Annotated in this window: 19 protein-coding genes and 2 tRNA genes; 8 read left to right on the top strand and 13 right to left on the bottom strand. The window is 59.6% G+C overall.

What is annotated here, in order from left to right; all coding sequences use genetic code 11:
* The first annotated feature begins 7 nt into the window (after positions 1 to 7).
* Positions 8 to 1,153 (top strand): site-specific DNA-methyltransferase, encoded by a 1,146-nt coding sequence (locus PVA19_RS19665; protein ID WP_274103905.1) that lies wholly within the window; start codon positions 8 to 10, stop codon positions 1,151 to 1,153.
* 352 nt (positions 1,154 to 1,505) lie between these two features.
* Here the strand turns inward: PVA19_RS19665 and PVA19_RS19660 are convergent, their stop codons facing one another.
* Both PVA19_RS19660 and mutY read right to left on the bottom strand, forming a co-directional pair.
* Positions 1,506 to 2,117 carry an HAD family hydrolase gene (locus PVA19_RS19660; protein WP_153311110.1) on the bottom strand — a complete coding sequence of 204 codons (612 nt, stop codon included), beginning with the start codon at positions 2,115 to 2,117 and terminating at the stop codon, positions 1,506 to 1,508.
* Positions 2,114 to 3,241, bottom strand: coding sequence for an A/G-specific adenine glycosylase (mutY, locus tag PVA19_RS19655; protein WP_274103904.1), 1,128 nt, complete (start codon positions 3,239 to 3,241; stop codon positions 2,114 to 2,116). Before mutY ends, PVA19_RS19660 begins: the two co-directional genes overlap by 4 nt.
* 112 nt (positions 3,242 to 3,353) lie before the next feature.
* Here mutY and PVA19_RS19650 point away from each other — a divergent pair, with 112 nt between their 5' ends.
* The 4 genes from PVA19_RS19650 to ppdK all read left to right on the top strand — a co-directional run bounded on the left by PVA19_RS19650 (position 3,354) and on the right by ppdK (position 11,102).
* Positions 3,354 to 3,863: a DUF721 domain-containing protein gene (locus tag PVA19_RS19650; RefSeq protein ID WP_274103903.1), complete on the top strand. Its 510-nt coding sequence runs from the start codon at positions 3,354 to 3,356 to the stop codon at positions 3,861 to 3,863.
* A gap of 137 nt (positions 3,864 to 4,000) precedes the next feature.
* On the top strand, positions 4,001 to 4,675 hold the full coding sequence (locus tag PVA19_RS19645) for a DsbA family protein (protein ID WP_274103902.1): 675 nt from the start codon (positions 4,001 to 4,003) through the stop codon (positions 4,673 to 4,675).
* An 84-nt stretch (positions 4,676 to 4,759) separates the two neighbouring features.
* Positions 4,760 to 8,224: a chromosome segregation protein SMC gene (smc, locus tag PVA19_RS19640; RefSeq protein ID WP_274103901.1), complete on the top strand. Its 3,465-nt coding sequence runs from the start codon at positions 4,760 to 4,762 to the stop codon at positions 8,222 to 8,224.
* Positions 8,225 to 8,396: 172 nt separating this feature from the next.
* Positions 8,397 to 11,102 carry a pyruvate, phosphate dikinase gene (ppdK, locus tag PVA19_RS19635; RefSeq protein WP_274103900.1) on the top strand — a complete coding sequence of 902 codons (2,706 nt, stop codon included), beginning with the start codon at positions 8,397 to 8,399 and terminating at the stop codon, positions 11,100 to 11,102.
* 8 nt (positions 11,103 to 11,110) lie between these two features.
* Here the strand turns inward: ppdK and PVA19_RS19630 are convergent, their stop codons facing one another.
* Positions 11,111 to 11,380 (bottom strand): hypothetical protein, encoded by a 270-nt coding sequence (locus PVA19_RS19630; RefSeq protein ID WP_062425861.1) that lies wholly within the window; start codon positions 11,378 to 11,380, stop codon positions 11,111 to 11,113.
* 240 nt (positions 11,381 to 11,620) lie between these two features.
* Between PVA19_RS19630 and PVA19_RS19625 the strand changes: the two genes are divergently transcribed.
* Positions 11,621 to 12,541 carry a DUF1499 domain-containing protein gene (locus tag PVA19_RS19625; RefSeq protein ID WP_274103899.1) on the top strand — a complete coding sequence of 307 codons (921 nt, stop codon included), beginning with the start codon at positions 11,621 to 11,623 and terminating at the stop codon, positions 12,539 to 12,541.
* Positions 12,542 to 12,554: 13 nt separating this feature from the next.
* Here the strand turns inward: PVA19_RS19625 and PVA19_RS19620 are convergent, their stop codons facing one another.
* Complete coding sequence (locus PVA19_RS19620) at positions 12,555 to 13,004, bottom strand: thiol-disulfide oxidoreductase DCC family protein (RefSeq protein WP_062599478.1); 450 nt, start codon at positions 13,002 to 13,004, stop codon at positions 12,555 to 12,557.
* Positions 13,001 to 13,921: an MBL fold metallo-hydrolase gene (locus PVA19_RS19615; RefSeq protein WP_274103898.1), complete on the bottom strand. Its 921-nt coding sequence runs from the start codon at positions 13,919 to 13,921 to the stop codon at positions 13,001 to 13,003. The genes PVA19_RS19620 and PVA19_RS19615 overlap by 4 nt, the downstream gene beginning before the upstream one ends.
* Before the next feature lie 266 nt (positions 13,922 to 14,187).
* Between PVA19_RS19615 and PVA19_RS19610 the strand changes: the two genes are divergently transcribed.
* Positions 14,188 to 14,262: transfer RNA gene (locus PVA19_RS19610), tRNA-Gln, on the top strand.
* A gap of 169 nt (positions 14,263 to 14,431) precedes the next feature.
* Here the strand turns inward: PVA19_RS19610 and mqo are convergent.
* Together mqo and PVA19_RS19600 are read right to left on the bottom strand one after the other, a co-directional pair.
* Complete coding sequence (gene mqo, locus PVA19_RS19605) at positions 14,432 to 16,078, bottom strand: malate dehydrogenase (quinone) (protein WP_274103932.1); 1,647 nt, start codon at positions 16,076 to 16,078, stop codon at positions 14,432 to 14,434.
* Between the two features lie 452 nt (positions 16,079 to 16,530).
* Entirely contained in the window at positions 16,531 to 16,935 is a 405-nt protein-coding gene (locus PVA19_RS19600) for a hypothetical protein (RefSeq protein ID WP_111847948.1), read from the bottom strand.
* Positions 16,936 to 17,177: 242 nt separating this feature from the next.
* Here PVA19_RS19600 and PVA19_RS19595 point away from each other — a divergent pair.
* Positions 17,178 to 17,254: transfer RNA gene (locus PVA19_RS19595), tRNA-Pro, on the top strand.
* A gap of 129 nt (positions 17,255 to 17,383) precedes the next feature.
* Here PVA19_RS19595 and PVA19_RS19590 read toward each other — a convergent pair.
* The 6 genes from PVA19_RS19590 to PVA19_RS19565 form a co-directional block, all read right to left on the bottom strand.
* Complete coding sequence (locus PVA19_RS19590; RefSeq protein WP_112359421.1) at positions 17,384 to 17,743, bottom strand: hypothetical protein; 360 nt, start codon at positions 17,741 to 17,743, stop codon at positions 17,384 to 17,386.
* A 5-nt stretch (positions 17,744 to 17,748) separates the two neighbouring features.
* Positions 17,749 to 17,904 (bottom strand): hypothetical protein, encoded by a 156-nt coding sequence (locus tag PVA19_RS19585; protein WP_153311114.1) that lies wholly within the window; start codon positions 17,902 to 17,904, stop codon positions 17,749 to 17,751.
* A complete protein-coding gene (locus tag PVA19_RS19580; RefSeq protein WP_207774028.1) occupies positions 17,901 to 18,128 on the bottom strand; it encodes a hypothetical protein in 228 nt (75 codons plus the stop codon). The genes PVA19_RS19585 and PVA19_RS19580 overlap by 4 nt, the downstream gene beginning before the upstream one ends.
* Positions 18,129 to 18,216: 88 nt before the next feature.
* Positions 18,217 to 18,405 (bottom strand): hypothetical protein, encoded by a 189-nt coding sequence (locus PVA19_RS19575; protein WP_274103897.1) that lies wholly within the window; start codon positions 18,403 to 18,405, stop codon positions 18,217 to 18,219.
* A gap of 7 nt (positions 18,406 to 18,412) precedes the next feature.
* Positions 18,413 to 19,408: a dihydrodipicolinate synthase family protein gene (locus PVA19_RS19570; RefSeq protein ID WP_274103896.1), complete on the bottom strand. Its 996-nt coding sequence runs from the start codon at positions 19,406 to 19,408 to the stop codon at positions 18,413 to 18,415.
* Positions 19,405 to 19,803 carry a hypothetical protein gene (locus PVA19_RS19565; protein WP_130977793.1) on the bottom strand — a complete coding sequence of 133 codons (399 nt, stop codon included), beginning with the start codon at positions 19,801 to 19,803 and terminating at the stop codon, positions 19,405 to 19,407. The genes PVA19_RS19570 and PVA19_RS19565 overlap by 4 nt, the downstream gene beginning before the upstream one ends.
* Between the last annotated feature and the right edge of the window lie 395 nt (positions 19,804 to 20,198).

Genomic DNA, 20,198 nt, shown 5'->3' with positions numbered 1-20,198 from the left:
AGTACCCATGGCATCAGTGTTTCCACTGGCCGATTTTCGGCGCGCCGGTTTTGATCTTGCAGGCGAGAGCGATGCCTGGAAGGACAGCATCATCAAGGGTGACTGCGTCGCCGCTCTCGAAGCGCTGCCGAGCCAGTCCGTCGATGCGATCTTTGCCGATCCGCCCTATAACCTTCAGCTAGGCGGCACGCTGCATCGTCCAGACCAGTCGCTGGTGGATGCGGTGGATGATGAGTGGGACCAGTTCGCCTCCTTCGAGGCCTATGATGCCTTCACCCGCGCCTGGTTGCTGGCCTGCCGCCGCGTCTTGAAGCCGAATGGCACCATCTGGGTCATCGGCTCCTATCACAATATCTTCCGCGTCGGCTCCATCCTTCAGGACATGAACTTCTGGATCCTGAACGATATCGTCTGGCGCAAGACCAACCCCATGCCGAACTTCAAGGGTCGACGTTTCCAGAACGCCCATGAGACGATGATCTGGGCCAGCCGCGATGCGAAAGCGAAAAGCTACACCTTCAATTACGAAGCGCTGAAAGCGTCGAATGACGACGTGCAGATGCGCTCCGACTGGCTGTTTCCGATCTGCAGCGGCTCAGAGCGGTTGAAGGGCGATGACGGCAAGAAGATCCACCCGACCCAGAAGCCGGAAGCTCTGCTGGCGCGTATCATCATGGCTTCAACCAAGCCCGGTGATGTAGTGCTCGATCCGTTCTTCGGCTCCGGCACGACCGGTGCGGTGGCAAAGCGTCTCGGTCGCCATTTCGTCGGCATCGAGCGCGAGCAGGATTACATCGATGCGGCATCCGCGCGAATCGCTGCGGTCGAGCCGCTCGGCAAGGCGGAGTTGACGGTGATGACCGGTAAGAAGGCCGAGCCGCGGGTCGCCTTCAATGTTCTCCTCGAAAGCGGCCTCGTGCGCCCCGGTCAGGTCCTGACGGATGCCAAGCGCCGTTACACCGCGATCATTCGTGCCGACGGCACCGTGTCGTCCGACGGCGACGCAGGTTCTATCCATCGCCTGGGTGCCAAGGTGCAGGGTCTCGATGCGTGCAATGGCTGGACCTTCTGGCACTATCAGGATGGCGATGCCCTGAAGCCGATCGATGATCTAAGAAGCGTTATCCGTACGGAATTGGCTAAAGCCGGCTAATCTGCGATCCACCGCCTTATGTTGCTTTCGCCACAGGCTTCATCTGGTTTAGTACCTTCAGTCCCGGATGAAGAACAAGCAAGGCCCGGCGTCCACTGGACGTCGGGCCTTGTTGTGAGTTCTTTTGGATAAAGAATTTTCCCAAAATATTTCAATTGCCTGGCAAGCCTGGAGCAAGTAAGCCGCCTTAATCAATCTCGCCAAGGGACGAGGGCGAGCCGCTGGCGCATCGAACAGATGCGCAAATCCAAGAAGACGGATGCTTCCCTGTTTGACGATTCTTCAGATCTGGCCGTTCGCGGCTGGACTGGCGCAGGATGGGGACCGCCATTCCCGCCTGCGCCAGGAATTCTCAAACCTTGATGCCGTAGCCTTCAAGATCGGCCTTCAGCTTTTCCGCACCGGTGAAATGCACCGCCTGCCAGCCGGCTTCCTTCGCGCCGTCCACATTGGCAATCGAATCGTCGATGAAGATGCTGGTCTCAGGATTGAGACCGAAGGTCTCGGCATGCAGCTTGTAGATTGCAACATCCGGCTTGATCAGACCGACATCGCCCGAGACCGTCACGCCACGGGAAAGCGTCAGGAACGGATACATCTTCTGCGCCTCGCGGAAGGTGTCGGAGGCAAAGTTTGTCAGCATCGTTACGTCATGGCCGCTATCGATCAGACCTTTGAGGATGGCGACGGAATCGTCATAGGAGTGGGAGACCATCTCGTGCCAATGTTTGCGGAAGGCGCGGATATGCTCTTCCCGGTCCGGATGATTTTCCAGCAGCAGGGCTTCGGCATCCGCCCATTTGCGACCGCGATCCTGCTCCAGGTTCCAGTCATGGGTGCAGACATTCTCGAAGAACCAGGCGCGTTCGGCATCGTCAGGGATCAGGCGGCTATAGGGGATATGCGGATCGTAATGAATGAGAACCTTGCCGATATCGAAAACAATATGATTGATCTTGCTCATGAAACTTTCCTGCTTCTCGAAGACTGCTGCGTTTTTTCGGTCTTTGCCGCAAACGCCAATGGAATAGCCTGAGAGATCGCCTTTTTCATCACCGTTGGCAGCGCCTGGGCATCAAGATTTGTGACCGGCTCCCACCATCCGTCATCGGCTTTGACATCGTTTGCGACTTTCGCCCGGTAGATCGATAGTCTGAGTTCAAAGTGGGTGAAGACATGCACGATGGTGCCGGCCAGCTCCCAGTCCGCGTCAAAAGGCGCATGCGTTTTTTCCGTTCCCCCATCCAGACGCGCGGTCCAGGCCGTCGTCGGTACCTCCGTCATGCCGCCAAGCAGGCCGCTATCGATGCGCCGCCGCAGCAAGATTTCACCCTTGTCGTTGACCGCGACGAAGGCTGCGCCCACCCGCACGGGCTTGTCCTTCTTCTTGGCTTTGACCGGAAGCCGCTCAGGTTCATCCTGCGCCAGGGCCAAGCAGTGGCCGTTGAAAGGACAGAGCGCGCAGGCAGGGCGCTTGGGCGTACAGATCGTGGCGCCAAGATCCATCATCGCCTGGGCAAAATCGCCCGGTCGGTCGTTTGGCGTGATCTCCGCTACGCGAGCTTTCATCAAAGGCTTCGAGCCGGGCAGGGGCGAATCGATCAGGAACAGGCGCGAGATCACCCGCTCCACATTGCCATCCATGACTGCAGCCTGTCGGTTGAAGGCGATGGCAGCCACCGCCGCTGCGGTATAATCGCCGATACCCGGAAGCGCTCTCAATCCGTCCTCCGTATCGGGGAAGGTACCACCATGCTGATGAGCAACCGCTTCGGCGCATTTCTTCAAGTTACGTGCTCGGGCATAATAGCCAAGTCCCGCCCAGGCAGCCATGACGTCCTCGGTGGGCGCTGCCGCCAGATCGTTGACCGTCGGCCATGCCGCCAGAAACTTGGTGAAGTAAGGCTTCACCGCCTGCACCGTCGTCTGCTGCAGCATCACTTCGGACAGCCAGACATGATAGGGATTGGCCCGCAGGCCTTTTGCCGCCATGGACGGGGAGGTGCGCCACGGCAGGTCGCGATGATGGCGATCATACCACGCAAGCAATAGCTCAGCGTAAGCCGGCCCTTCGATTTTATGAAGCATATGTGCAGTCTGTTCCGATTTGGCTGATGGCGTTTCCAATTGACATGGAAACGTCCTATACTTGGTCCATACGCTTCGCCCGATCAAGCCGCGAGTTCAGAGTTGTGTGACCATGCGACAGCCCCGTAAAGGTGTCCTTCAGATTGCCGAAGTTGCAAACGGCATCATCGATCCCGTTTTAGCAAAGAGAGCCGGAATCAGCACGGCACTTCTCGGTTCCTGGGACGAGATCGCCGGCGATGATTTTGCCGATTGCACCCGTCCCGAAAAGATCACCTGGCCGCGTCGCGACGAGGGGCCGGACCGCGGCGGTTATCAGGCGGGTGTTCTGACGATTGCCTGTGAGGGCGCACGCGCGCTTTTTCTGACCCATGCGCAGGGCGAGTTGATTGCCCGGATCAATGGCTTCTTCGGTTTTCCTGCAGTCCGTCAAATCCGCATCGTGCAAAAGCCGGTGTCGACGGCGTCCACCCGCCGGCGAAAGCCGCAACCATTGCGAGGTGAGGCGGCAAAGCGGCTCGACGACATGATGCAGGGGATAGAAAGCGAAGCGCTGCGCAAAGCGGTAGAGCGGCTTGGGACGGCTGTTATGCAAAAGCGGACCATAGGTCGGACACTGTGAAGCAGGAAACTGGAAAGAACAGTCCTTGACTGGTCACAATTCTTTGACAAGAACAGGTGAACGCGCCGCTTGTTGGAAACGATGTGTGGCTATATCGGAATCATAGACATTTGCGTCTTTCACAAACAGGTGCTTCCATGCATTTCCCAGAACTGAACCTCACCCGCCGCGCTCTTCTCGGCACTGTTGCCATGGCCTCCGTCGTGGCCGCATTGCCGATGCTTGCAGGCAGCGCCTTTGCACAGGATGTCCCGGAGTCCTCCGGTGATGTCGACATGGCCGCGGTGCTGAAGCCCGGTCCATTGCCGGATCGTGCTCTTGGCGATGCGAACGCGCCTGTGAAGATCGTAGAATATATGTCGATGACCTGCCCGCACTGCGCGCATTTCCACAACACGGTGTTTGACGAGATCAAGAAGAAGTACATCGACACCGGCAAGGTTTACTTCATCATCCGCGAGTTCCCGTTCGATCCGCGCGCTGCTGCCGCCTTCATGCTGGCCCGTTGCGCGCCTGAACAGCAGTATTTCCCCTTCGTCTCCATGCTGTTCAAGCAGCAGCAGAGCTGGGCGACCGCGCAGGATGCCCGCGCAGCACTGCTGCAAATGTCGAAAATGGCCGGTTTTTCACAGGAGAGCTTCGAGGCCTGCTTGACGAACCAGAAACTTCTGGATGATGTGAACGCAACGATGCAGCGCGGCGCGACGGAATTCGGCGTAAACTCCACGCCGACCTTCATCATCAACGGCAAGAAGTACTCTGGAGACATGTCGGTTGAAACCATGTCGGCCCTTATCGACAAACTTCTCTAATCGACGCCGCCGCATTCTGACGGGCGCCGGAGATTTCCGCGCGCCCGTTTTGATGTCTTGCCACCGACAGGCCGAGGCAGCGGCATGAAGTTCAACAAGCTGCGCTTGCTCGGTTTCAAGTCCTTCGTGGAACCTTCGGAATTCATCATCGAGCCAGGCCTGACCGGTGTTGTCGGACCGAACGGCTGCGGCAAGTCCAATCTGGTCGAAGCGCTTCGCTGGGTGATGGGCGAAAACTCCTACAAGAACATGCGCGCATCCGGCATGGATGACGTGATCTTCTCCGGCTCCGGCAATCGTCCTGCGCGCAACACCGCAGAAGTCGGCCTTTATCTCGATAATTCCGATCGCACCGCGCCCGCGGCCTTTAACGATGCGGACGAAATCCAGGTGACGCGCCGCATCGAGCGCGAAAACGGCTCGGTCTATCGGATCAACGGCAAGGAAGCCCGCGCCAAGGATGTGCAGCTTCTGTTTGCCGATGCCTCCACCGGCGCACGCTCGCCCTCCATGGTGGGGCAGGGACGCATCGGCGAGTTAATCAATGCCAAGCCGCAGGCACGCCGGCAATTGCTGGAAGAGGCGGCGGGCATTTCCGGCCTGCATTCGCGTCGCCATGAGGCGGAACTGCGCCTGCGTGCCGCCGAAACCAATCTGGAACGGCTTGAGGATGTGACGGCACAGCTGGAAAGCCAGATTGAGAGCCTGAAGCGCCAGGCTCGTCAGGCCAACCGCTTCAAGATGCTCTCTGCCGATATCCGCGCCCGCGAAGCCACACTTCTGCATATCCGCTGGGTGGATGCCAGCGAGGCAGAGCGCGAAGCCGACAATGCGCTGAACATCGCCACCAATCTGGTTGCCGAAAAGGCGCAGCGACAGATGGAAGCGGCAAAAGAGCAGGGCGTCGCCAGCTTCAAGCTTCCCGAACTGCGCGAGAATGAAGCGAGGGTCGCCGCCGCTTTGCAAAGATTGCAGATCGCCCGCACCCAGTTGGATGACGAGGCCAATCGTCTGCTACGCCGCCGCGATGAACTGGCGCGCCGCCTTTCGCAACTTGGCGAGGATATTCAGCGCGAAGAGCGGCTCGTTTCTGACAATGCCGACATTCTCTCTCGCCTTGATACGGAAGAAGCCGAGCTTCTCGACATCCTGGCCGATTCGGGTCGCTACGCCGAGGAAACGCGAGAGGCTTTCGAGGAGGCTGCGGCCAAGCTTTCCGAAAGCGAGCGGGTCTTTGCCGCGCTGACGGCAGAACGTGCGGAGGCTGCGGCGTCTCGCGCTCAGCTCGAACGCTCCATTCGTGACCTTGCCGACCGCAAGATGCGTCTGGAACGCCAGTCTTCCGAGGCTGCTTCCGAAATCGAAACAATCGATGACAAGCTCGCTGAATTGCCCGATCCCGCCGAAAAACGCGAAAGCGTGGAAGCGGCGGAAATGGCGGCGGAAGACGCGCTGATTGCAGCCGAGGATGCGGAGACAGCGGTGGCTGAGTCCCGTTCAGCCGAGGCTTTGGCACGCGGACCCGTCGATGTGGCCCGCAATCGTCTCAACGCGCTGGAAACCGAAGCACGTACCATCGCCAAAATGCTGGCCGCCGGTGCTGCTTCCGGCTCCTTCACGCCAGTGGCGGACGATCTCAAGGTGGATCGTGGTTTCGAGGCAGCTCTCGGTGCAGCCCTTGGTGACGATCTGGAAAGCCCTCTGGATCGAACCGCCCCCACCTATTGGACAGCAAATGGCGAAGGCGCAGACGATCCCACCCTGCCACAGGGCCTTTCCTCGTTGATATCGCACGTCGCCGGCCCCGACGCCTTGAAGCGTCGTCTTCGCCAGATCGGTATCGTTGCGAGCGTCGAAGAGGGTCAGCGACTGATGCCGCTCTTGAAGCCTGGCCAGCGCCTGGTCACGAAAGACGGCGCGCTGTTTCGCTGGGACGGTCATGTTGCAAGCGCAGACGCACCGGGAAGTGCGGCCCTTCGGCTGGCACAGAAGAACCGCCTTGCGGAGATAGAGAGCGAAATCGATGAAGCCCGGTTCGTGCTGGAAGAGGCGCAGGAGCGGCTTTCCGTCTCGGCGGATGCGATCCGTATGGCGGAGGCGAGCTTGAATGAAGCGCGCGAGCGCAGCCGTCTTGCTGCCCGTCAACTGACCGAAGCGCGTGATGCGCTCTCTATGGCGGAGCGTGCCTCCGGCGATCTCCTTCGCCGTCGCGATGTCGTCTCCGAGGCTCTCAACCAGATCGGCGGCCAGATCGAGGAAATCGCGGTTCAGGAAGAGAATGCCCGGATCGAGCTCGAAGACAGCGCAGATCTCTCCAGCCTCGATGAACGCTTGCGCGACAGCCAGCTTGAGGTCGCAACCGATCGCAGCCTTCTGGCAGAGGCACGCGCGCGCCATGAAGGCTTGAGCCGGGAGGCAGATGCCCGCCAGCGCCGCGTCAATGCCATTGCACAGGAACGCGCCACCTGGGCCGCCCGCGCTGCAAGTGCTGCGGACCACATCGCCACGCTACGCGAGCGCGAGGAGGAAGCGCGCGAAGAGCTGGCGGAACTCGATAGCGCGCCTGAGGAATTCGACGAGAAGCGCCGCAACCTGCTGAGCGAGTTGCAGAAGATGGAGGAGGCGCGCCGTGCCGCGGCAGACCGTCTGGTCGAGGCCGAAAATCTCCAGCGGGATGCGGACCGGGCTGCCGCGACGGCGCTCTCCGAACTGGCGGAAGCGCGCGAAAAGCGTGGCCGCGCTGAAGAGCGACTGGTGTCCGCCCGCGAGAAGCGGCAGGAAAGCGAGCACCGCATTCGCGAGGCTTTGAACGTCGAACCCCATATGGCGCTGCGTCTCACGGGCCTGGCACCGGGCGCGCCGCTGCCGGAAGTGCGCGATGTTGAGCGCGATCTCGACCGGTTGAAGATCGAGCGTGAACGTCTTGGCGCGGTCAATCTGCGCGCTGATGAGGAGCAGGCGGAACTCTCCGCCAAGCTTGCCGCCCTCATCAAGGAGCGGGACGACATTATCGATGCCGTCAGGAAGCTGCGTGCTGGTATTCAAAATCTCAACCGCGAGGGTCGTGAGCGTCTGGTCGCTGCATTCGATGTGGTCAACACCCAGTTCCAGCGGCTCTTCACCCATCTCTTCGGCGGCGGCACGGCGGAGCTGCAACTGATCGAGTCCGACGATCCGCTCGAAGCGGGGCTGGAAATTCTGGCCCGCCCACCGGGTAAGAAGCCGCAGACCATGACGCTCCTGTCCGGCGGCGAGCAGGCCTTAACCGCAATGGCACTGATCTTCGCCGTCTTCCTCACAAATCCGGCCCCCATCTGCGTGCTGGACGAGGTGGATGCGCCGCTTGATGACCATAATGTCGAGCGCTATTGCAACCTGATGGATGAAATGGCGGCCTCTACCGAAACCCGTTTCGTCATCATCACCCATAACCCGATCACCATGGCCCGGATGGATCGCCTCTTCGGCGTCACCATGGCAGAGCAGGGCGTCTCGCAGCTGGTTTCGGTCGATCTGCAAATGGCTGAAAGGCTGGCGGAAGCCGTCTAAAAAATCTGATCGCTGAGTCGTTCGGATTTCGAAAGCGCCACACCCCATCGCTCTCCGAGTGCCGCAATTATGCTGCACTGCACTGTCATCTTGTGTTCTCTGGCGTTCCCAACAGTGTGACAATGCTATAATGGGTTGAAAAACAAGAACGCTTCTGGGTGGAGAGCGTATAATGAAGAAATGGGTTTATACCTTCGGCAACGGTGCTGCCGAAGGCCGTGCTGGTGACGTTGCCATATTGGGAGGCAAGGGTGCGCATCTTGCCGAAATGGCAAGTCTTGGCCTGCCTGTTCCGCCCGGCTTTACCATTATCAGCGAAGTCTGCGGTCGCTACCACCAGGGTGGACGCCAACTCCCCAATGATCTGAAGCTCCAGGTTTCAAGCGGCATTGCCGGGATGGAAGTGATGACCGGCCGCAAATTCGGTGCAGGTCCGCGCCCACTCCTGATCTCCATTCGCTCTGGTGCGCGTGCCTCCATGCCCGGCATGATGGATACCGTCCTCAATCTGGGTCTCAATGACGAGACGGTGCAGGCGCTCTGCGAGGATTCCGGCGACGCCCGTTTTGCATGGGATAGCTATCGCCGCTTCATCCAGATGTATGCCGACGTCGTCATGGGTCTTGACCATGAAGTCTTCGAGGAAATCCTTGAGGACGAGAAGGGTCGCCTCGGCCACGAATACGATACGGAACTGTCCGCCGACGAGTGGCAGCATGTGGTATCGCGCTACAAGCAACTGGTCGAAGACGAGCTGGATGAACCCTTTCCGCAGGATACCGAAGTTCAGCTCTGGGGCGCGATCGGCGCTGTCTTTTCAAGCTGGATGAACACACGCGCGGTTACCTACCGCCATCTGCACAATATCCCCGGCGACTGGGGGACGGCAGTGAACGTTCAGGCCATGGTGTTCGGCAATCTCGGCTCCACCTCCGCCACCGGCGTTGCCTTCACCCGCAATCCCTCGACGGGGGAGAAGGAACTTTACGGCGAGTTCCTCGTCAACGCGCAGGGCGAGGATGTCGTCGCCGGTATCCGTACGCCGCAATCCATCACCGAAGCGGCACGTCTTGCATCCGGCTCAGACAAGCCGTCGATGGAAAAGCTGATGCCAGAGGCATTTCAGGAATTCCTCGCGATCTGCAAGCAGTTGGAAACCCATTACCGCGACATGCAGGATATGGAGTTCACTATCGAGCGCGGGCAGCTCTGGATGCTTCAGACCCGTTGCGGCAAGCGCACGACGCGCGCTGCCATGAAGATCGCGGTCGATATGGTCGAGGAAGGCCTGATCACCGCCGATGAAGCGGTCTGCAGGATCGATCCGTCATCGCTCGATCAGTTGCTGCACCCGACGATCGATTCCTCCATCGAAAGACCCATTATCGGCTCCGGCCTTCCGGCGTCCCCTGGCGCCGCATCCGGAGAGATTGTTTTCAGCGCCGAAGAAGCGGTTGCCGCCAAGGCGGAAGGTCGCCGCGTCATACTGGTGCGCATGGAAACCAGCCCCGAAGATATTCATGGCATGCATGCGGCGGAGGGCATTCTCACCACCCGCGGCGGTATGACGAGCCATGCGGCGGTGGTTGCACGCGGCATGGGTATCCCTTGCGTCACCGGCGCTGGCTCCATGCGCGTCGATTTGCGCAATGGCGTGCTGATCGGCATCGGCTGCATGCTGCGCAAGGGTGACGTCATCACCATCGATGGATCGTCCGGTCGCGTGCTGAGGGGCGAAGTGCCGATGACGCAGCCGGAGCTTTCCGGCGATTTCGGCAAGCTGATGGAATGGGCCGATGGCGCGCGCCGCATGACGGTGCGCACCAATGCAGATACGCCAGCCGATGCGCGTGCAGCCCGCGCTTTCGGTGCCGAAGGCATTGGCCTTTGCCGTACCGAGCACATGTTCTTCGAAGGCGAGCGCATTCATGTGATGCGCGAAATGATCCTTGCCGAGGATGAGGCGGGCAGACGCTCCGCACTCGACCAGTTGCTCCCCATGCAGCGCGAGGATTTCACCGAGCTCTTCTCAATCATGCATGGCATGCCGGTGACGATCCGCCTGCTCGATCCGCCGCTGCACGAGTTTTTGCCGAAGACCGACGGCGAGATTGTCGAAGTGGCCGCCGCCATGGGCATGCCGCAGACTCTGTTCCGCCAGCGGCTCGATGCGCTGCACGAATTCAACCCCATGCTTGGCCACCGCGGTTGCCGCCTGGCGATCTCCTACCCTGAAATTGCCGAGATGCAGGCTCGCGCCATATTCGAGGCAGCGGTGGAAGCCGCGCGTCGGACGGGCGCCCCCGTGGTGCCCGAAATCATGGTGCCGCTTGTCAGCCTCCGTTCGGAATTGGATTACGTTCGTGGTGTGATCGACCGCGTTGCAGCGGAAGTTGCGGCCGAAACCGGCATGACGCTGGAATATTTGACCGGCACGATGATCGAGCTGCCGCGTGCCGCTCTTCGCGCCCATGTCATCGCCGAAGCCGCTGAATTCTTCTCCTTCGGCACCAACGACTTGACGCAGACCACCTTCGGGATTTCGCGTGACGATGCCGCGCGCTTCATGAACACCTATCAGCGCAAGGGCATCATCGAGCGCGACCCCTTCGTCTCACTGGATTTCGACGGGGTAGGGGAGCTGATCCGCATTGCGGCGGAGCGTGGCAGGCAAACGCGCTCGGAGCTCAAGCTCGGCATATGCGGCGAGCATGGCGGCGATCCGACCTCCATCGATTTCTGCGAAAATGTCGGGCTGGACTACGTATCCTGCTCGCCCTTCCGCGTGCCGATCGCACGGCTGGCGGCTGCCCAGGCCACACTATCCCAGGCGGAAAAGCAGCCGAGTACCTCTCCTAAGAAGGTGGTCGCGCTTTAAGGTCGGAGTTAGCGGTTTTCGACGATGACGCGCCGCTCGACGACAACCGGCGACCAGAACATGTCGCGGTTGACCTGCGCCTGCCACGCACGATTATCGGCGCGGCGGTCGAGATCAAGGTCCAGAAGGCAGCGCGCCATCTGGTCGGTGTTCGGGCGGAAGCCATAGCCGCGGCAGGTCGCTTCGTCGCGCGCGCGGCGCTCTTCCGGTGTCAGCGTCTGGCAGGCGGTCAGCGCCAGCATGGCGGCAAGTGAACCGAGAACGATCGAAACACGCATAGTCATCACTCCTCTGGAAGCCCTGATCCCAGCTTGGCGTTTTCTTGCTCTGATACGCCCAATTGGTGATGTGTAAAAGTCCCGCTTTCGGGAAAGGTTGCGGTACCCGGTTAAGCAAAGCGGGTGGAGCGATTCCATTTCCCTCGAAAACGCTCTATGACAACCCGGTATCGGTGATTCAGGCAGACAAATCTCTCTGGGGCGCTTTTTGGCAATGCATGTGTATGCGGGTGCTGCTTCATGACAGTGCGTTTCGTTAGACCCGTTTCCCATGCGGCCTATCTCTCCCGCTATCTCGGCCTTGCGGCGCTGCTGCTCTTTCTGATTGCAGCACCCTTGCACCGTTTCGGTCCGCTGACGACGCCGGACTTCATTGCGCTGACCCTGATTTCCGCTGGCATTGCTGCGGTGTCTGTCGTGCTTGCCCTCATTGGTCTTCAGCGTCTCTGGTCTGTCGGCGCAAGGGGCGGGGTGTGGTCGCTTTACGCCTTGCTGCTTTCTGCCATTCCGCTTGGCGTGGTCGCCTATGGCGGCTTCCTCTATTGGCAGAACCCGAAAATTTACGATGTGACGACCGACACGGCCGATGTTCCAAACTGGCTGTCGATCCTCTCGGCAAACCAGCAATGGCTGCCGCGCCCGGCCGCCGTCTCCAAGGCCGATCGCGATGCGCAGATGGAGGCCTATCCCGGCTTCCTCGGCCACCGCTACGAGGGTGCGATCGACCGGGTCTACACCGCCGCCCGGAAGGTGGCGAAAGCCCAGCACATCCGCATCTTGCACACCGACGGTCTGATCGGCGCCTTGCCGGACGCGCAGCCGGGTGCCCCGAAGCAGGACGTCCATGACGGTGCGGCAGACACCCCCGTCGAAGACTTGCCCGCCATCGTGCCTGTACCACTGGCGCGCCCGGCGGAAGCGCCGGCGCCGACCTTCTTCAATGGCAGCGGCACGGTCATGATGCAGGGAGATATGCGCACGCTGATCTGGGGCGCACGTTTTGATGTGCTGATCCGCCTGCGCGAAGATACCGAGACAACGCTGGTCGACGTGCGCGTCGCCTCGCGCTTCGGCCCGCATGATCTCGGCATGGGCAAGAAGATCGCCGATAGCTATCTCGATGCGCTGGATGCTGAAATGCAGGGTCTCAACGATAACTAAAAGCGGGCCGCGCTTATAGAAAGCGCTCGCGCTCTTCCGGCGTCGGTGCCCGGCACGTCTGCCGTCGTCCGGCAATCTTCATGCGGTTTCGAGCAACCACACGGTAGACGCCATCGCGAATGAAGCGTGGCACAAGGCGCATCGCCGTCGCTGTCATCCCCATCATGCCGCCAAGCAGTTCGACCACGCGTAGCACGCTGTCGGAATAGATGTGAGCGACGCCGGCTTCGATGAGCAAGCTCGTCTCGTAATCATCCGTGCGGAAACCGTAATGGCGCATCAGCGCGGTGCCCAGCGGAGATTGCGCCGGCGTGAAGCGAAACAGCCCCTGCTTGTCATGACGAAGAACGAAATCGACATCCCGAGAGCAGAACCCGCACTCACCATCGAAAATGATCAGCGGCTTGTCGTCGGGGAAGTCCGGAACGGAAGGGTCGTTGCGATAGCTATAGGCGGCGCTCATGCATTCCCCTGTCTCGGCAGATAGATACCGGTCAGCGACGGCGGACCATCCGTCTCAACCAAACCTTTTTCAATCAGATCTTCGATATGGGCGAGAACGGAAAGCGCCGCTGCGCCATGCAGGCGCGGATCGGTGCTGCGGTAGATCACCTTGACCATCTCTGCAATCGTCCGGTCGCCTGCCTTGATCCTTGTCAGCACGGCCTTTTCCCGCATGCGGCGATGGGTGCGAAGCCCGCGCATGAAGGCTGCCGGATCGTTGACCGGGCCGCCATGGCCGGGCAGGAAAAGCCTGTCATCCCGTTCGAGCAATTTGTCGAGCGACGCCATATAGTCGCTCATCGCGCCATCCGGTGGTGCAACAATCGTGGTTGCCCAGGCCATCACGTGGTCGGCGGAAAAGACGATGCCATCGCGATCCAGCGCGAAGGCAGCATGATTGGCGGTGTGGCCCGGCGTGTGAAGCGCGGTCAGCGCCCAGCCATCGCCGGTAACGCTCTCATTGTCGCCAAGCGCCAGATCCGGGACGAAATCGCTATCGGCGCTTTCCGCGAAAGGATTGCGCTCGCCTTCGTGCAACGGTCGCGCCGCGCGATGCGGCCCTTCGGCCACGGTTATCGCGCCGGTCGCTGCTTTAAGCCGTTTCGCCAAAGGCGAGTGATCCCGATGCGTATGGCTGACGAAGATATGCGTCACCTCACGGCCTTCCAGCGCACGCATCAGCGCCTGAAAATGAGCCTCATCCTCCGGCCCCGGGTCGATGACCGCCACCGAATGACCGCCGACGATATAGCTGTTGGTGCCGTGGAAGGTGAAGGCTGACGGATTGTTGACGGTCAGCCGCTGAACATTCTCCGCCACCTTCACCGCCGTGCCATAGGCCGGTTGAAATTCAAGATCGAATGCAGGGTCTGCCATGGTTCGAAAGCTCTTCACAATGCCTGGAAAGCGAAACGCGATCCGTCAAGGTCGCGACACACCTCACGCTGTTTTGTCGCGCATCGGCTCATCGCGAAACCGCTTGGGGTCTAATGCGTGTCATGCTGATGGTTCACGACCTAACACGAAGATCGATCAGCACCCACAAGAAATCTGGACCAGCCCAAACTTAATGATTGCCGCTGCCGCCATGCTTTGCTAATCAGGCGCCGTTCAGGCAGTGGCGTTTCGCCCACCTGCTTCGTTGGGGCGTCGCCAAGCGGTAAGGCACCGGTTTTTGGTACCGGCATTCCCAGGTTCGAATCCTGGCGCCCCAGCCATTTTTTCTTTCATTTTTGACGGTGGACCGCGGAGCGGATGCAGGTGCTGACCGGATGCTAAGGCTTGCTCAGATTCTGGTTTCCTTCGCGCCGGGCTCTTTTTCCGGGCAAAAGAAAAAGCCGCGCCCATAGGGTACGCGGCTTTTGAAAAAGCGATGCGTCGCTTCGATCAGAGCGCCATATCCGGCGTCTTCTTAACCGGCGCGTCGGCCGGAGCCGATGTGCTCAGCGCGCTCACGTCGATGCGCGGCGGTGTCGGGAGTTGCAGGTATTCGGCGGTATAGTCCCACTCCTGCTGAACTTTCTCCGGATCCGCATTCAGCTTCGTGCCGTAGCTTGGAACGATCTCGCGGAGTTTCGCCTGCCACTCTGGCGAAGCCACCTTGTCCTTGAAGACCTTTTGCAGCACGCCAAGCATGATCGGTGCGGCTGTGGAGGCGCCCGGTGAAGCGCCGAGCAGGCCTGCAATGCTGCCATCCTTGGCGGCAACCACTTCCGTGCCGAGCTTCAGAACGCCGCCCTTTTCCGGGTCGCGCTTGATGATCTGCACACGCTGGCCCGCCTGCCACAGGCGCCACTCATCCGCCTTGGCCTTGGGGAAATATTCGCGCAGTGCCGCGATGCGGTCCTCATCGGACAGCATCAACTGACCTGCCAGATATTCGACCAGAGGATATTCCTCGACACCGACCTGCATCATCGGCCAGATGTTGCTCATGGTCGTAGATGTCAGAAGGTCGAAATAGGAGCCTTCCTTCAGGAACTTGGTGGAGAAGGTTGCGAACGGTCCGAACAGCACGATGCGCTTGCCGCCGATGACGCGCGTGTCGAGATGCGGCACGGACATGGGCGGAGAGCCGACCGACGCCTTGCCGTATGCCTTGGCCAGATGCAGCATGCTGACATCCGGGTTCTCGTTCACCAGGAATGAGCCGCCGACGGGGAAGCCGCCGTAATCTTCAGCTTCCGGAATGCCGGACATCTGCAGCAGATGAAGCGCGCCGCCGCCTGCACCGATGAAGACGAATTTCGCATCGATGGTGTGCTCGGAGCTGTTCGCCGAATTGGTGTAGCTGACACGCCACGAGCCATCGGAGTTGCGCTCGATGGCATCGACTTCGCTCGAAACCTGCAGGTCGAAATTCGGCGTGCTCTTCAGGTGAGAGACGAACTGGCGGGTGATTTCGCCAAACTCCATATCGGTGCCGAGCGGCGACCATGTCGCGCCGATCTTCTGTGAAGGATCGCGTCCTTCCATCATCAGCGGCACCCACTTCTTGATCTGCTCCGGATCGGTGGAGTATTGCATGCCGGCAAAGAGCGGGCTCGCCTTCAGCGCCTCGAAGCGCTTTTCGAGATAGGCGACGTTCTCATCGCCCCAGACGAAGCTCATATGCGGCGTGTGGTTGATGAAGGAACGCGGGTTTTTCAAAACGCCATTGCGCACCTGCCAGGCCCAGAACTGACGAGAGATCTGGAAGGACTCGTTGATGTCGATCGCCTTGGAAATATCGATGCCGCCATTGGCCGTTTCTGGCGTGTAGTTCAGTTCCGCAAGTGCAGAGTGACCGGTGCCGGCATTGTTCCAACCGTTGGAGCTTTCCAGAGCCACCGCATCCAGACGCTCGAGCATCTGGATCGACCAGTTCGGCTCGAGTTCGCGCAGCCAGATGCCGAGCGTCGCGCTCATGATACCGCCACCAATCAGAAGCACATCGACTTTCTTGTCGGCCGATTGCGCCAAAGCCGGAACGCTGGGGAAAGCGGCGGCAGCAAGGCCCGCGAACGCGGTCCCGAGCACCTGACGGCGGTTCATAGTGAAGGTGTCGTGGGAAAATTCGGTTGGCAGTGTGCTGCCCTTATCGTTTTTGATCACGTCTCTACCTTAATTATTGCGCTTCATCAGATTTTGTGCGCCGCAATAGACTATCGACCGCCATGTCACAACATGGTCAAGCCGTGGCCGAAATCGTTCATTTTGATGTCAGGGAGATGTGAGTGCCGGATGCCAGACACGGTGCGACAAATTGCTGCTGAGGCATTTTGCCAGCGTTTCCGGGGACATAGGCAGTGCCGTTTCGCTCTGGTTGAGACAGCGATGTTAAAGCTATGACTAAATTTAATCGGTTTAGTCGAGAGGTATGCATTTTTGCATGACTGGCATGCAGGGCACCTCAAGCGTCGATAAGCTGCGTTTTTCGCCGCGAAAAAGAAAACCCGCCTGACGAAATCAGGCGGGCGGTTCCATGCTTGGATGGCATCCAGCCTTTATTCGCTGGCGAGGAATTCCGCGCAGTAGCTCGGACCGTTGACGCCCGGGCGATCGGACACGGTGCGGATCGAGCTGATCTTGTAGCTCGAATCGACGGTCAACTGCACGGTGCACGACAGGGAAGCGCTGCGGGCTGGAGAGATCTGCCGGCCACGCTTGCCGTCTTTTTCCTCATACTTCGCCGGGATCTTCGCCTTCTTGTAGCCGCCGCGCCATGTGTAGGTCGTGCTGCTGCCGTTAGATACATCGCTCAGCGGCGGACCGAATTTTGCAAAGAAGATGCCAGCCGACTGGCCGACCCAGCGGGTCTCGACCGGGCTCTTCGTGGCGATGGAGGGCGTGGTGGTGCAAGCGGAGAGGGCGATGGAGAGGCCCGCGAGCAGTGCGATGCGCAAACGCATGGTGAAAGGTCCTTTGTGCCTGTCCGGCATCGTCGCCGGGAAATGCGTTCCCCTAACAGATTTACAGGAACTGGGCAGCGCCAAGTGAAGCTTTGCGCAAAATTTCTTGCCACAATTGCTTTTTTGTAACGATCCCTGCGCCGCCTAACACCTTCGTTTCTTTGCGAAGCGCACGTCATAAAATTTTCGTAACCGCCGCTTGTCGAGAACCGGATGCTGGTCTATAGAAACGCCGCTGGTCACGGAGTGTAGCGCAGTCTGGTAGCGCACGTCGTTCGGGACGACGGGGTCGGAGGTTCGAATCCTCTCACTCCGACCAGCTTGACACTGTCCGATCTGGACACTCTTCCAAATCAAAGCAGACTATTATCACAATGCCTCAAACACTTATCGTGTCTTGGACGAAGCATTCATTGTCGTCGCACGTCAATATCCAGGCGTCTGCGGCCTAGCGCTTTTGCGGTTTGCCCAGCCATGGCATCTCCACCGGTGAAATGACGAAGATGCTGCCGTGATCGTCATCCGACCAGATGATATAGTATCTCTGTTGGCCCGATGATGGCAGGACGCCGATATGAGGTTCTTTCAGGAAGTGTCCGTCGGAGCCCATGCTCCGTGCCATGTCGATCGCATCCCAGTATAGGCTTTCGAAATCGTGGATGGCTGTCAGGCGGTGGGCACGTTCCTGCCGCTCTTCAGCGCGGCAGAAGCTCTCGGAGAGCATCTTGCGGTAGGCGCTGCAGCTTGTCAGCAGCGTCCAGTCGACGAAACCACTCTCAAGGCAATAACCAATCAGGTCTTGTCTCATTGGGATTACCGTATCGCCAGATAGATCGTCGGCGCGACGACGAGGCCGATGGCGAGCGAGGCGATCACCGCAATCGCGAAGATTTCCGCTAAGGCATGGAGGGTCAGCGCGAGAATGCTCTTGTGATCGGGCTGTATTTTTCCGCCGGAAATCATGGTCACTGTCGTGTTCCTCTCAGCTCTTCGGCGGGGGAGAAGAGGTCGGCTAATTCCAGTCGCGAGACTTCCGCGACGGAAATGTCGATTGGCGCAACGTCGGCACTTTCGACTTTGACGAAGTGCAGGGCGGCTTCACGATTGGTAAAGAGGCCACCGACAAGGCCCATACGGTCCGCGACGATCCAGCGACCGTTGCGACTTGGGCCGACAAGGAAACGACACGGCAATGGTCGAGCTCTTTGCGTGAGTGTTGCGTTGCGCAGCATTTGCGACATCTTCTTTCTGATGCTCCAGGTGGTCTTGGTGTTTGGGTTGTCATTGAACCGATTGCATGATGAGCGAGACCGCAAGCAGCAGTCCCCCTGTCACGGCGATGAGCCGAAGAAACATGATGCCTTCGGATTCGCGTCTCGGGCGAGGGCGACTGTGCTGCAGCAGCGCCTCGTTTTCCTTTTTCTGCCGTTCTTCACGAAGCCGGTAGTACATTCCAAGCGGTAGGGTCATGCTGTCCTCACAGGATCGATGAGTATGATTTCGAGATCAGGGCTTCGGCCGAGATGGCAGGCTGCAAGACGGCTCTTGCAACGCGCGCTTCCTGAACCAGTGAGCTGGCAAAGCGCTGACGCCGCAGAACACGAAGACTGCGCAGGGAGCGTTCGACCGATCTGGCGGCCTCGGGATCGACCGGCGTCAATGGCAACCGCGCCGCGTTATCGATCCCGCGAAGACAGGAAACGGCATATTTCAGCCAGGCCACATCGCCGCCATTTTCCAAAGCGGCGGCGAGTTCGATGATCCGTTTCAACTGGACGCCGAAACCAGTGGCGTCGCCTTCCTGACCCAGCTGCTGCATACGTACGATAAGATCGGGTATGACATTCGCCACGGGTGAGATGCAGCAGGCGCGCTGTCGGTGCATGAGGGGGGAACTTGTTTCTCCCCCGGTCATATGGAGGGGCCGTCCAAATATGGCTTCGTACGGAGACGGCGCCGTGCGCGCATCCGACGTATCCTTGAGAATGCCGACGATGTTCGTGATCTGCAGGAGCGTTTCGATCGTCTCAACCTTCATCGCGACGCCTGCATGCTGCGGGTCGTTGTCGAGAATGAGTGGGATACGGGTCGCGCGGGCGGTCTGCTCGAAGTGGTGAATGATGCCCTTCTGCGTTGGCCGGTTGTAATAGGGCTGTACGACGAGTGCGAAATCTGCACCCAGTTCATGCGCTTCTTCGGTCTGGCGTATTGTCGTTCCCGTCGAATAGGTGCCGGTCTGCACGATGATGACCGCGCGGCCTCTATTGAGCTGCACAGCGCGGCTTATCAGAGCGCGCCGTTCGCTGGCCGATAGCGTCGGGCCTTCCCCCGTCAGGCTATGCAGAAGAAGGCCCGCTATGCCTTGTTCCACCTGCCATTTGACGAGGTGGTCGAAGGCGAGATAATCGATCTCGCCTCCCCGAAACGGAGTGATGAGAGGCGTGATGACGCCGTTCAGAAGTGGTGTGCTCACGATATTGCGCCCTGTTTGGAAGGAATGCCGGGGCGGGTGGTTGCGCTGGAGAGCTTCAACAAGGTGAGAAAGATCGCTCCCTCAAGCGTCTGATGCAGTGCCTTGACCGGCTTCGACGGCGGCTTTGCCGCCGCAGCGCAAATCCAGCCATGGCGGACCCGTTCAAACGAGCATAGCTCGGCTGGCGAGGTCAGGTCTTGCGCCAGAAAAAGGAGGGCTTCGAGGATTGCGCCGGCATCCAGTAGGGCGCCGAAGCGCTTGCTGGATGGGTCATGCCGGTTTGAGAGGGGACTTTCGCTCAGTTTGACATAGGACCAGACATGCTCTTCCCGCACTTTCCCGCCAAGAAGAATGCGATCATTCAGATCGACCAGTGAGAGTTCGCCGTGTGCCATGAAATTCACTTTTGTTGAACGGACCCTGATCTAGGGCTGATCGACGTAGGATTTCGATTGCGAATTGGGCAGCACCCAATAAGGAAAAGGTAAGGGCGGAACTCCCAAGCAGGGCGGTCGTTTTTAATCGAATCCTCAAATGTCGCCGCATCTGCAAGGGCTACCGCGATTGCAGATCAGCGAAAATGCATGAAAACCGGACCATAAGTTTCGCAAAAGCCGGACGCGCTATGGCTGTCTTGATGATCCGTCTTCCCGCTTTTGTTACGGGGCGAAAGAGGGTGGGTCGGACCAAAGATCAATCCGCATCCGTCTTCGGGCTTTGCGAATTTCCCCGGCAGTTGAGGCGTTGAAGCCGTGTTCCTGCCCCAAGGAGAATTCGTCCTGTTGGTCGA

Origin of the sequence: Agrobacterium sp. CNPSo 3708 (assembly GCF_028674915.1) — a bacterium.
GTDB classification, from domain to species: domain Bacteria; phylum Pseudomonadota; class Alphaproteobacteria; order Rhizobiales; family Rhizobiaceae; genus Agrobacterium; species Agrobacterium cavarae.
The sequence above is the reverse complement of the archived record's forward strand: the minus strand, read 5'-3'. Positions and strand labels throughout refer to the sequence as shown.